Raw genomic sequence first — 13,004 nt, 5'->3', positions numbered from 1 at the left:
TTATTTAATTGTTGGACGCAGGGTTGAAGTACCAGGTGAACCCGCCATAACCGGATATACCGGCAGTTCCAAATCCAAAGTTTTCTTCATATTCCTTGTCAAAAAGATTTTCTCCTCTAGCAGTCAATTTTAAATGTTTGTTGACCTTATAGCTGACTGCGGCACGCATGGTTGTGAAGCCGCCGGTTCTGTTAGTTCCGGTACTGTTTGAATGGGTATTGCTTCGTACCCGTACCCCCAACAATGTTTCCAGCTTTTCTTTCCAAGTGTGGGTCAAGTTAGCGGAAAAATTATGCTCGGCACGGCGGATCAGGGGCGCTCCATCGTCATCTCTTGCTTTCAGCCAGGTGTAATTGGAGGAAAGCCTGAAGTTTTTCGGTAAAATAATATTGAGGTAAGTTTCCACACCTTCTGTCGTGGCTTTAGCAACATTTTGTGCACGGTAAACATATCCTCCCAAATCGACAGTTTGGATGAGGTTTTCAAAATTCACATGAAAGTAGGTAATACCGATTTTTACTTTATCGTCCAGTAGATTTTGATCCAGACCTACTTCCCAACTTTTACTTTTTTCCGGTTTCAATGAAGGCGTTCCAAAGTCAGGAAAGAACAGCTCGTTAAGGGTGGGAGCGCGAAAACCCGTAGCATAAGCACCTCGAATTCTCGTATTTGTTTCAAGAATGCGGTAGGCGGCCTCAAACTTTCTGGTTGTAGGGTCTTCGAATACTGAATTGATATCATGACGGAATCCCGCCGTCGCAGTGATCCGCTTGCCGTACCGACCTTGGAGTTGAAGATAGAACCCATTATTCTTAATGGTTCTACGCAAAGCACTTGACTCATTGACTCCGTTTCGGACTTCATGCTCAAACCCAAAGGTTGTTGAAAAGTACTTGTTCAGTTCTACATTATTTTGAACATCCACCCCGTAAGTTCGATTGAAAATGTGGGAACTTTTTGTAGACCCTCCAGGGTCAAGAGTTTTTAGAAATTCATATGCATATGTGGGGTTAATTTTAAGATCCCATTTGCTGGAAAGCCCTTTTTGAATGGGGAGTGCCATGTAAAAAGAATCGGTTTTACTAAACCCTTTTTCATCTACGAAACCGAATGCATCAAACTCTACAATTCCTCTTGTAAAGCGCCCGATGAAATCCACTCGTCCATCATCCAAAAAGTTGCGGCCAAACCGGGTGGACACGGTGGTATTTTCATAGCCATCGTTTTCTGAGTTTCCCCGGCTTTCATTAGCGGCGGAGAAACCCTCGCTGTCTGTGCGCGAAACGGAAACAGAATAGTCGATAAAATCAAGATCGCCCCCACTGTTTAAGGTTTCCTTGAAAGTGCCGAAACTGCCTCCTTCAAATGAAAACGAATGCGTGGGTTTTCCTTTTCCGCGCTTGGTGATGATATTGACGACACCACCCACGGCGTCCGCCCCCCAAAGGGTGCTTTGAGGTCCTCGAAGAATTTCAATTTTTTCAATATTATCGGTAGTGAGATCGGAAAAACTAAAAGCCCCCGTCGTGTTGCTATTGACTTGCACTCCATCAATGAGAACCAGTGTGGAGTTTGACCCGGCTCCCCGTATGAAAACGCTTGTCGCTGTTCCCAAGGGCCCCGATTGAACCACCTCCATTCCAAGTTCTTCTCTAAGAATGCTCAGTACATTAATATACTGTTTCTTTTTTATTTCTTTCTCCGAAATAATGGTTAAGGAAGAAGGGATATCTTCAACTGCAGTCAATGATTTGGTGGTGGTTACCGATAAAGTTTTTAACTCCACAGTATCGTCTGCCGCATGAACTGTTGCGGTGCCTGAAAAAATTAGTAAAAGACAAAATAATGAGGTAACGCGCAAATATGTGCGATGCAAAAGGATTCCTTTTCTCTCGAAGGATTTTAAAATTACGTTCAAGCAAGGTTTTCTGACTTAGGGCGTCCTACTCACCGCGCCTTCCCCTCCGGCTAGAAAGTGGCACTAATGCGGTTTTCGTTCCCTTTACAGTTGCGGGACAGTGCCGGAATTTCACCGGGCTTCCCTTAAACTGGAACGTGTTTGGTTAAATTTTCTACAACTAAAAATGTTTTTAAATGTTTTCGATAAAACTCCTGAAAATAATTAACGCCAGCAGACTTAAAACGGCAGAGGCAAACATGATCTTGTGACTGTGAATAATATCCATTGCGTTGATTTCGTTTTCTGCGCTGCCTATATAGGGTTTTTCGACCAATTGATTGTTGTAAAAACTGTTTCCCCCCAATTGGATGCCCAAAGCCCCGGCCATTGCCGCCTCCGGTATGCCAGAGTTTGGACTTAAATGGTTGGCCCCATCGCGTTTGACTGTATTCCAGGAACGCTTGCCATTAAAGCCACAGAGTCCAGCTCCGATCGCCATGAACAATCCGCCCAGCCGGGCTGGGAGCCAGTTCGCCGCATCATCCAGCCGGGCCGGAACCTTTCCAAAATGGATATAGGTTTCGTTCCTGTATCCGAACATGGAGTCCAATGTGTTCACCGCTTTGTATGCCAGGGCTAAGGGCGCACCCCCCAGACAGGCAAAAAATAATGGCGCGATGATTCCGTCCACGGTGCTTTCGGCAATGGTTTCAACGGTGGCTCTTGATATTTCCTTATTATTTAAATTCGCCGTGTCCCGTCCGACGATTCTTGCCAGGCTCATTCGCGCAAGATCAATGCAGCCTGTATCTAAATGGCGAAAAATCGGACGACTTTCATCGTATAAACTTCGCACTGAAATACAGGTGTATATTAAAAAAATCGATCCCGCTGTTTCAGCAGTTGGGTGAATGCTTTGTAACCCCCAAAGTAAACTCCATACAAAAATATATGTTCCGCAAACCACGGTTGCTGTCGTCACCGCTCCCGCTGCGATCTGATTTGAAAATATTTCTCGCGTGTGCTCTTCCAGGCGTTTAGCAATGAAACCTATGATCCTGACCGGGTGCGGATAACCCTTGGGGTCTCCAATCAAAAGATCCATGATAAATGCCAAAAGGATCTGGACAGACAAATCCATGAAATTTCATGCCCCTTAGAGTTGAAAGTATTCGTGCACTCGGGATAGTAATAATTGATTGTCCTTTCTATTCCTTACCGCGAGGCGAAAGAAGCTTTGATCCAGCCCGATAAAATTTCCGCAATTTCTTAACACAATCCCTTGAAATAAGAGAGTCTCAAAAAAGTGTTTGGCCTGAGTTTCGTTTTCTCCAGGTAAGCGGAAGAGAATAAAATTTGCGTCTGATGCAAATACTTCGATAGCAGTTATTTCTTTTAAATTTTCATATAAGAAATCATTTTCCAGCTGGATATAATTTCTTGATTGCTCCGAAAATATTTTGTCCTGAGTAAGAGCCGAACCAACCGCCTGGGCCAAGCCGTTGACGGACCATGGAGGCTGGTGCGCCTCAATTTTTCTGACCCGCTCTGGATGCATTATTCCGTATCCCAGGCGAAGGCCGGGAAGCGAATAGAATTTAGTCATCGAGTGTATTAATATTAAATACTTGTTTGCTGCGCTATATTTTAAAAACGACTTGTCTGGAGTGGAAAAATCTATAAACGTTTCATCAATAAATAGAAAAATCCCCTGTCGTGCACAGAACTTACTGAGTGTTTTAAAAGATTCTTCATCCAATAGAGTCCCTGTCGGGTTGTTGGGATGCCCAATGACAATGCCGCCTAAATCAGGATATTGTTTGAGGTGGAAAAGAAATTTGTCTATGGGCAATGAAAACCCATTGGCCGGGTCCAGATTAAAGTGGCGCACTGAAATTCCGGCTTGTTGGAAAGCTCGTTCGTACTCGGAGAAACAGGGAGCCGCTATGAGAACTTCCTTGCCACGGTTTATTAAGTGAGGCAGTAGATAGATCAATTCCGTCGACCCATTTCCCACAGTGATCCAGTCAGGCGATACGCCTGTAGCATCGGCTAAATTTTTTTTCAATTCTCCGTAATGAGGATCTGGATATTCCTTGAGAAAGTCCAGCGATTGAGAACAGATATCCCGCACACAGTTGGGAGGACCCAGAGGGTTGATGTTGACGCTGAAATCGAGAAGATCACTCCGTTCCAAACCTGTCGTCCGGGTCGCTGCTGTCAGGTTGCCCCCATGAGGTGCGTGCATAAAGTGATCCTCAACTCCTGCCGTCTCATCCAAGTTGGCATCTATGGACCGGTTGTTGATTACAGTTTTCATGATTGAGGCGGTATTTGGACAGAGAACCCTTTCGGGCTTCCCTTCCATTTGTTGTAGTAAATGAGGCTGTCAAGAGGCGTTCTATTGGCCCATCCAGCTGTTTCCAGCATGGGTTCTTTATAAAACTCATCCGTATGTCCCAGGCACAGATAGGCGACAGGGAAAACGTGATCGGGAATTTCTAGATCCTTTTTCAACTGTTCCTGAGATAAGATACTAACCCATCCCACCGCCATGCCTTCAGCGCGTGCCGCCAGCCACAGATTTTGAATAGCACAGCAAGTGCTGAAAAGGTCCGTTTCCTTGATGGTGTCCCGCCCTAAAACGTTTGGGCCAAATCGGGTGCTGTCGCAGGTGACGCAGATGTTGATTGGGGAGTCCAGTATCCCATCTAATTTTAAGGACTTGTAAAGTTGTTGCCGGTCTCCAGAAAATTTTTTCGCGGCTGTGGCGCTGGCATTTTTAAAATTGGAAGCGACCTTCTCTTTTAGTTTTTGATCATTAATGATCAAAAAATTCCAGGGTTGCATGAATCCGACCGACCCGGCGTGGTGCGCCGCATCCAGAATTCTTCCCAACACAGCGGGGTCGATGGGACTGGAATTGAAATGGCGGATATCCCTTCTTTTATAAATCGCTTCATACAGACCCTGCTTTTTCTGAGGTGAAAATTCATGGGCTGATTCATCTGCAAGTTTTTCGGCGGTATCGCCCGATGTGGATTTGATGGTCACTGGAATTCCTGAAACCATGTGCACGACCTGATCGAATTTAGATGCGGCGATTTGATTGGCTTCTCCGGCAATGTCGCGAAAACTTCGGCTGAGGTTATTGTCCGGAACGATTCCGGCACCCACTTCATTGGTGATTAGAATGACCGTGCAATGAGCGCGCGTGCATTCTGTAATAAGCTCTTCCATTTTTTCCAGGATGGAGGTCCGATCCATATTTTTCATCATCATATTGCTGACCCATAGAGTCAGACAGTCCATGACGATGATTGCGGCTTTTTTGCCTTCCCGCTTTATAATTGCACCGGGATCGAGGGGGCCTTCCTGGGTGATCCAGTCTTTTCCGCGTTCCTGTTGATGCTTTGTTATACGTTCTTTCATTTCATCGTCCAGCGGCTCAGCGGTGGCAATGAATACTTTACGACCGGAGAACTTATCCGCAATGGACAGAGCCTGCCGGCTTTTGCCGCTCCGACAGCCTCCAGTGATAAGAATATTTTTCTTCAGCATGACTAAACCCTTTAAGGTAGGTACGATTCAATCCTATTTTGTACGTCTGCTAATGTCCAATGACCAATGCGCCTGTTATCAGAATGGCGGATTCTAATAATTCGGTCTGTGCGCCCAAAGTGTCCCCGGTGATGCCGCCAATCGCTTTTTGAAAAAACCAGAGCAGTAGAACTGTTCCTGTAGTGAATAAAAATAAAACCATCAGTCCGGTTTCAATCGAGATCCAAAAGGGCAGGGCGATAGGGAATATCGCGAACCCCAGTAGATGATATTTTCTCTTCTGAAAGAAAATTTGCGATTTACCACCTTCCTCCCGCGCATAATCCATGAAGACCAATCCGATGACCTGGCTGGTCCGCGCCAACGCCGGTGCCACAAACAACCAGATTTCATAACCGGGTCGGTTCAAACTTGCAAATCCTGCCATTTTTAGCAGCAAACAAAAAATGATCGCCAATGCTCCCATGACCCCTATTCTGGAGTCCTGCATGATCTCCAGAATGCGTTGTTTCGGGCGGTGGGAAAATAGCCCGTCGGCACTGTCTGCTAAGCCGTCCAGATGAAGCGCTCCGCTGATAACCGCTAGAAACAGGGCATCTGCGACCATGCGGATTTCCTGAGTCGCATACACAGCGCCCAACTTGTCCACTCCATAAAGGAGTGCTCCGATGAAAAGGCCCACCAGCGGGAAGTACATGATCTGCCGGCCATCGACTTTGAATGCTCTTGCAGGCATGGGGATGATGGTTAAAAACCCCAGAGCCGATAAAAAGTTCACCACGCACCATCGACGATTTCTTTTACTTGTTTCATATCGATGGAATCATTCACCAGTTTCGCCAGCCGGTTGAGATGTTGTTGACGAAACTCCTGGTAATTAAACTTCTTGTGCGGAGTCGGCAGACCTCGGAGAATTCGAACGTGATTGAGAAACGAATTTCTTAACAATTCGTTATCCAGCACCCCGTGTATATAAGTTCCCACTACCGTTCCTTTTTCGTTTGTGACGCCCAGATGGTGGGGATGGTCTCCATTGGAAATGTTGAAGAGAGGTAGATATTCTTCATTGAACTCGGTTACGCCCATGTGGATTTCGTAACCTTCAACAGAAAGACCTTCTTTAAATACAGGGCTTGCTAATGTGGTCTGTCGAACCTGGCGCGTCGTTTTTTCTTTCAATAAGGTTGTTTCAATATTAAATACTGAGAGACCGGAAATTTCTGCTTGGCGACTTTCCATGCTCTCCGGGTCCTTTACTGTCTTCCCCAGGATTTGAAACCCGCCGCAGATTCCTAGAAGTATGGCTCCCGATTCGTAACGTGTGCAAACGGCTTTCGCCAACCCATTGGCTTTTATGAATTTTAAATCGTCCAGGGTGTTCTTGCTTCCCGGCAAGATGATCAAATCGGGATTACCCAACTGTGACGGATTGGACACGTAGCGCAGAGAAACGGAAGGATCGGCGGCAAGCGGTGAAACATCCGTAAAGTTTGAAATTCGTGGGTACCAGATAACGGCGGCGTCCAGTTGGTCCTTTCCATTTTCGGTTGACGGATGATTCCAGGCTGGAATCGCGTCCTCTTCATCGACGAACAGGTCTCGGCAAAACGGGATGACACCGAGTATCGGTTTTTGCACGAGATCTTCAAACTGACGCAGACCGGGTGTCAATAGATCCAGATCGCCGCGAAATTTGTTGACGATGAATCCCGCCACCCGATCCTGCTCCTCTTTTGTTAACAGGTCATATGTCCCCTTCATCCAGGCGAACACGCCGCCTCTGTCGATGTCTCCGACGATGAGCACGGGAGCCTTGGCCATTTTGGCCATGGGCATGTTGACGAGGTCCCATTGTTTCAGGTTGATCTCGGCGGGACTGCCCGCACCCTCCAGAACGACCAGTTCGTATTCGCGGCTTAAATGATTGAAGGCGGTTTGCACTTCCTCTTTATGCTTGTTGTGATGGGAGTAGTAATTTTTGGCGTTGCGGTTTTCGGTAACTTTCCCCATGACGATTACTTGAGACATGTTGTCACCGGAAGGTTTCAATAGAATCGGGTTCATGTTGACGTGTGGTTTGATGCCGCAGGCTTCCGCTTGGTAGGCTTGGGCGCGTCCGAGCTCGCCTCCTTCTTCGGTGACGAAGGAATTCAGCGACATATTCTGTGCTTTGAAGGGGGCCACCTTCCAGCCTTCCAGAAAAAACTGGCGGCAGAATCCTGCGGTGATGATGCTTTTTCCAACGCCGGACCCGGTTCCCTGAATCATTAAAGTTTTTGCTGTCATCTTTTCACACCTGCCGCTTTCTTTTTGAGCAACCAGACAAAGAACGGGCCACCGATCATGGCAGTGATGACCCCTACGGGAATTTCTGTTGGGGCGATTACGGTCCTTGCCACGGTGTCGCATATGATTAGAAAACTCGCCCCGAACAGCATGGAAGCGGGGATCAATAGTCTTTGATCGGGCCCAATGAGCAAACGGACGATGTGCGGGACCACCAGGCCGACAAATCCGATGGGGCCACTGACCGCCACCACAGCGCCAGTAACCAGTGAGGCGCTGACCAACCCGATTTTTTGAATCTTGGGCACGTCCACCCCGCGACTCAGGGCGGACTGAGACCCGGAGCTGATCAAATTCAAATCTCTGGCGATCACCATCAGAATGAAGCTTCCTAATATCACCGGGAGGCTGACCGAAAATACGGTCTGGTAATCGGTGATGTCCAAACCGCCCATCAACCAGCGGACTATTTGGAACGATTGAGTTATATCTGAAAGGTAGTGAATGAGCATGACCATAGCCGCGAAAAAGAAATTAACCGTGACGCCAGCTAAAAGAACGATGGATGTTGGCAATTCCCCTTGCCGGGTTTTCACCAGATTGAAAACCAGAGTGACCGCCAGCATGGCTCCTAAAAAGGCAGCGAATGAAATGCTTGAGAACCCTAATACTGTGAATGATAGGCCCAGACTGATGGCTAACACCGCCCCGAACGCTGCACCGCTGGCAACCCCCAAGGTGATCGGGGCGGCGAGATCGTTGCGCAAAATGGCCTGAAACACGGCACCCGCCACGGAAAGGGATGCGCCGGTTATGGCCGCAAGCAGGATTCTTGGCAAACGTGCAAGAAACAGAATGTGGGCGTCCATGTTGTCGGCAAAATTGATTTCATTTGATAAGGCTTTTTCTAGGCTGATCCGCGTGGCTCCGATCAATGGGGCGATGGCCAGTGTTGCCAGGAAAAATACCGTGAACCATGCCAGGGTCGAAATATATCTTCTACGGTTTAACATGGGCAGGCTCAACGTATGCATGGCGCCTCCGGCGATATCATGATGCTCCCATCCTCAGGGTCGCGGATAACTTTCAATTGCACCCCGTAGACGCTTTCCAGGATTTCCTTTTGAAGGACCTCCTCTGGTGTCCCGTCTTTGACGATGTTTCCCTTGTCGATGAGAATCAACCGGCGGCAATACTTTGATGCCAGATGAAGATCGTGCATGGCCAGTAACATCGTCATGCCTTCATTGCGATTGAGCCGATGCAAAATATTAATAATTTCCAATTGGTATTTGATGTCCAGCGCGGTGGTGGGCTCATCCAACAACATCACCTTCGGTTCCTGAGTGATGGCGCAAGCCAGCATCACGCGTTGTTTTTCGCCGCCACTGATATCGGTGAATTGCCGTTCGGATAAATGCGTTGTTTCCGTGGTCCGCATCGCCTGGTTTGCGATATCAAAATCCCTTTGACTCTCAAACGACATGGGAGAGAGATAAGGATGACGGCCCATCAAAACAATTTCAGCGACACGAAAGGGAAATGCCATCGCATGTTCCTGCGGAAGCCAGGCGATCGATTGAGCGAGAATCTTTCTTTTATAATCATGAAGGTCTTGATCGCGGAACAAAACGTTTCCCGAATCTGGTTTAAGAATGCCGCCCAGCAATTTTAATAACGTGGACTTGCCCGATCCATTGGGTCCGAGGACTCCGATAAACTCCCCAGGTTCCACCTGCAGGGATATGGACTTAACGACGGGTTCTTCGTGGTAAGCAAAGGAGACGTCTTTTAATTGCAGGATGGCAGGGGTCATTATCGAGGGTGCTCCACTTTTTCGGCGACGGGCGATTTGTCTGAAGCTACTTCCGGATGGATGGCTTTTACGAAGAGTTCGATGATATTTACCAGCCGGGGTCCGGGAATGAGAATATAATCGGCGCCGATCATATGAATGTTCTGGTTTTTAACCGCTCGAATGGTGGAGAATTTTTGCCACCCCTGTCGCCTTTTTACCGACGACTCCTCGGTGAGTATATCCGTTCGGCCAATTTCAATGATGATCTCGGGAGATTCATGAATGATGAATTCTTTGGATACTTTTGGGTATTGCGCTTGCGTTTCGGCAAGAATATTTTTCCCTCCCGCAAGGGCCAGCATTTCGCCCAAAAATGTTTTTGGTCCAACTCCGTATAGTTCGCGCATCGCGTCGTTGCTGATTCCCAATAACAGTAAGACCGATTTTTGCGAGACACCCGCCAGTCGTTTGCGGTTGTAATCAATCTTTTCTTGCATGGACTGGATTAGTTCGTCCGCCGCCTTTTCCCTGTGAACCGCGTTGCCTATTTCCCTAATGGAATGGTAAATTTCGGCGAAAGAAAGCATCGCAATGGGTAAATTGGGAATGCTGAGGTTTTCAACAAAATTTTTGATCTTTTGTTTGTTGGGTTGATGGATGATGAGGTCGGGTTTTAGGGTGATGATCGTTTCATAGCTGGGATTCAGCAGGCCACCAACCTTGGGGAGCGATTTGGCTTTTTCGGGATAATTGCAAAACTCGGTGACGCCGACGACCCGGTCACCCGCGCCAATGGCGAATAGTATTTCGGTGACTCCCGGTGATAGGGAGATGATTCTTTGGGGTGGAGTGTCGTCTTTAATTTCGGTCCACCCCTGAACAGGGAAGCTCGCAAAGAGTACCAAGGAAAGAACGAATACGCTAATAAAGCGAAGCAGGAGGACCGTCAGGCGTAAATTAGCCCTATAGAAGCCGCTGGCTTCTTTCTGCAAAAAGGCATGATTTATTTCCATCACCGGAAAACCTCGTTCCAGTGAGAAGAAGGGCAAAAAAAACCATTCCGTAAGGAATGGGATCGGGTGACTTAACCCCTTTACCCCTCAATCCACGAAGAGTTAGCAAGGACTATTCAAACAGGTGTTCTGGCTCCCGGATCATCCTACCTCCTGTCCCTTCCCACTTGTAAAACAAGCAGTGGTATCGACAGGGTTCGTTCCCGGTTACAGCGGCGGGTCCGCAACGGTTTTTAACCGTTTTCCCTTTAACATTGAATAGTGTTGTGAAAATTTGGCTCAATCTTAACAGACTTGTGCGGTCTGTCAATTAATTACTTTTAAGCGCGGGAAAGAACACGGCGCCGAATAAAGTGAAAGAAATTTTTAAAAGTTTGGCCAGTCAATGTGAGTTTAGCTGTTAAAAAAATCCGTCAGCTCCTGAAGATTATCTTTACTGATCTCGTGACCTTGTTGGGTCTCTTTAGCGGTGAGTTGATGGCCTTTGGCTTTCATTTCATCCAGGGCATAATCGGCCAGAAAGGATGGAACGACCTCATCATTGGCCCCAAAGATTCCAAGGATGTCTACAGCTGGACGTTGAAGGACGGTATCGTCCGGGAGTTCCGGTAAAAAACCGCAAATGGATGCCACACGGTGCAAGGGATGCGACCCGAAAAGGGTGTAAACCAGAGATGCGGCTCCTCCTTGAGAAAACCCCCACAGGCAGATTCTCAAGGAAGATTCTGGTATTTTTTCGGAAAAGTGCCGATGGGCTTCATCGACTGTTTGCGAGGTATATTTTATAAATTCAGTAACGGTTTGTTTCTGCCGGGGGCCATCCTCCCACCAGCTCCACAAGCCCTTACCGGCATCGACCGGGCCTTCTGGATAGACCAGCAAGGCATTTTTCAGTTGCAGCCTGTTGCCATGAATCAGCATATTCTCCGGTGTGGAATCAGCGCCGTGAAAACCGATTAGAAGGTTGATGGGTTTCTCCATGTCCAGTTCGGTTTCGCCAATGATGACTTTTTCCCCCTGCCATTCGGTATTTTTATAATTTACAGCCATGTTGCTATTGAACCTGTTGAGTTTGGATGATTTTTTGCGCCAGCGTTTCGGCTTCACTTCTTGATTGGATCGTTCCCAGAATCCTGGCTTCCTCTACCCGGTCCAGAATGATCTGGAACAAAGGGGAGGGGGACAGTTTGAAACTCTGGATCAGGTCCTTTCCATCGAGAAGGGGCTTGCGATCCATCGCCGGTAAATACCGTTCAAAATAAAATTCGCCTATGCGGTGCGCCGCTTGATAAAAATTTTCCGTGTTTGGTCTGTTCTCGAAAGTAGATTTTATCGCGCAGGCGAGGAAGATGCCAGACATCAATTCGGATTCATTATTTTTAACGAATTGATACAATTTCGATTCGTCAATTTTTTCTCCGGCGAAATCCAGATTCGAATCCGTGGCCTCCTGTTGACAGAGAATGGTGCGGTAAATAAATTGAATATCCGCGTTGCTGGCGCGGAGCCTTTTAAGCAACAAAATAATTTTGGACTGTTCCTCCAGTTTTCTTTTTTCCGGAGAAAGGCCATTGGAAGACGAAGGCATCAGCCGATATAAAAGCCCGGAAAATTTCAACAATGCCGTTCGTTTGCCTGTCAGGAAGCTGAGAGGACTGTTGGCGGGAATGATTGTTTCCGGATTCGGTAATAGGCTTTCCAGAATTTTAAAAGTATCCAGGCTAGTGTGCCACGCGGTTGCCGGGTCAGCGTCAAGCTCTCGCAATTCCGCCGTTTCAGGAAGTACGCATTCCAGGAGACCGATCTGATCCATCACCTGCAACAGGTTTAATACCTGCTGACCGCCAAGGAAGAGAATCCATTCATAATAGATGCGCTCTGGAGCGGTTTTTTTGAGATTGGACTTTTCATTTACGATCTTGCTTAGAGTGTCCGCATCGATTTCAAAATGGAGCGTGCTGGCGAATCGAAACGCTCTCAGCATACGGCAAGGGTCAGAAGAAAAAATTGGACCTTGTTGCACACGCACTATTTTACTTTTCAAGTCCGACCGGCCCCGATTGATGTCAATGAACGTATCTCTTTCTTCCAGATAATCATTCAGGCGGATGGCCATGGCGTTGATTGTGAAATCCCTCTGAGCCAGGTCTGCTTCGATGCAATCGCCTTGCATTTCGGTGAAATCGAAATTGAATTGTTTTTCGATGATAATGCGAAAGGTTTCCCGACCGGGGGTGCTGTCTAGATTGACAAAAGCAGATTGGGTGTCGGAGGCAAACCGATGAGCGGTTTTTTTAATATTTTTGCCGGTAAAATCAAAATCGGAACATTCCTTCCCTAAAAGAGTATCCCTGACGGTTCCACCGACCAGGTAAAGGTCATGCCCGATTCTGGAAGTAATCTCTGAAAGAACCTGTAAATATTTTTTAATGGGAGCGCCCGGCAT

General features: G+C 47.3%; 11 protein-coding genes, 1 pseudogene and 2 riboswitches. All 12 genes and pseudogenes read right to left on the bottom strand.

Annotation, left to right across the window (positions count from 1 at the left end):
- Positions 1–4 precede the first annotated feature (4 nt).
- Complete coding sequence (locus O3C58_07335) at positions 5–1,918, bottom strand: TonB-dependent receptor (protein ID MDA0691665.1); 1,914 nt, start codon at positions 1,916–1,918, stop codon at positions 5–7.
- A riboswitch (cobalamin riboswitch) is annotated at positions 1,901–2,077 on the bottom strand. Its footprint overlaps the gene before it by 18 nt.
- A 13-nt stretch (positions 2,078–2,090) precedes the next feature.
- Positions 2,091–3,041 (bottom strand): adenosylcobinamide-phosphate synthase CbiB, encoded by a 951-nt coding sequence (gene cbiB / locus O3C58_07330; GenBank protein MDA0691664.1) that lies wholly within the window; start codon positions 3,039–3,041, stop codon positions 2,091–2,093.
- A gap of 15 nt (positions 3,042–3,056) precedes the next feature.
- The gene (cobD, locus tag O3C58_07325; protein ID MDA0691663.1) at positions 3,057–4,220 is read right to left on the bottom strand and encodes a threonine-phosphate decarboxylase CobD; all 1,164 of its coding nucleotides are present in this window, start codon (positions 4,218–4,220) and stop codon (positions 3,057–3,059) included.
- Positions 4,217–4,972, bottom strand: coding sequence for a 5,6-dimethylbenzimidazole synthase (gene bluB, locus O3C58_07320; protein ID MDA0691662.1), 756 nt, complete (start codon positions 4,970–4,972; stop codon positions 4,217–4,219). The genes cobD and bluB overlap by 4 nt, the downstream gene beginning before the upstream one ends.
- Positions 4,952–5,461: pseudogene (gene cobU / locus O3C58_07315) on the bottom strand (bifunctional adenosylcobinamide kinase/adenosylcobinamide-phosphate guanylyltransferase). Before cobU ends, bluB begins: the two are co-directional and overlap by 21 nt.
- 49 nt (positions 5,462–5,510) lie before the next feature.
- On the bottom strand, positions 5,511–6,239 hold the full coding sequence (gene cobS, locus O3C58_07310; protein ID MDA0691661.1) for an adenosylcobinamide-GDP ribazoletransferase: 729 nt from the start codon (positions 6,237–6,239) through the stop codon (positions 5,511–5,513).
- Positions 6,236–7,747, bottom strand: coding sequence for a cobyric acid synthase (locus O3C58_07305; protein MDA0691660.1), 1,512 nt, complete (start codon positions 7,745–7,747; stop codon positions 6,236–6,238). Before O3C58_07305 ends, cobS begins: the two co-directional genes overlap by 4 nt.
- On the bottom strand, positions 7,744–8,781 hold the full coding sequence (locus O3C58_07300; GenBank protein MDA0691659.1) for an iron ABC transporter permease: 1,038 nt from the start codon (positions 8,779–8,781) through the stop codon (positions 7,744–7,746). The genes O3C58_07305 and O3C58_07300 overlap by 4 nt, the downstream gene beginning before the upstream one ends.
- Positions 8,769–9,563, bottom strand: a complete 795-nt coding sequence (locus O3C58_07295; GenBank protein ID MDA0691658.1) for a heme ABC transporter ATP-binding protein — start codon at positions 9,561–9,563, stop codon at positions 8,769–8,771. Before O3C58_07295 ends, O3C58_07300 begins: the two co-directional genes overlap by 13 nt.
- Positions 9,563–10,558, bottom strand: a complete 996-nt coding sequence (locus O3C58_07290) for an ABC transporter substrate-binding protein (GenBank protein ID MDA0691657.1) — start codon at positions 10,556–10,558, stop codon at positions 9,563–9,565. The genes O3C58_07295 and O3C58_07290 overlap by 1 nt, the downstream gene beginning before the upstream one ends.
- A 101-nt stretch (positions 10,559–10,659) precedes the next feature.
- Positions 10,660–10,851: riboswitch (cobalamin riboswitch) on the bottom strand.
- A 100-nt stretch (positions 10,852–10,951) separates the two neighbouring features.
- On the bottom strand, positions 10,952–11,608 hold the full coding sequence (locus tag O3C58_07285; protein ID MDA0691656.1) for a phospholipase: 657 nt from the start codon (positions 11,606–11,608) through the stop codon (positions 10,952–10,954).
- A 4-nt stretch (positions 11,609–11,612) separates the two neighbouring features.
- Positions 11,613–13,004, bottom strand: coding sequence for a hypothetical protein (locus O3C58_07280; GenBank protein MDA0691655.1), 1,392 nt, complete (start codon positions 13,002–13,004; stop codon positions 11,613–11,615).

This window comes from Nitrospinota bacterium, assembly GCA_027619975.1.
In the GTDB taxonomy this organism is placed as follows: domain Bacteria; phylum Nitrospinota; class Nitrospinia; order Nitrospinales; family VA-1; genus JADFGI01.
The sequence above is the reverse complement of the archived record's forward strand: the minus strand, read 5'-3'. Positions and strand labels throughout refer to the sequence as shown.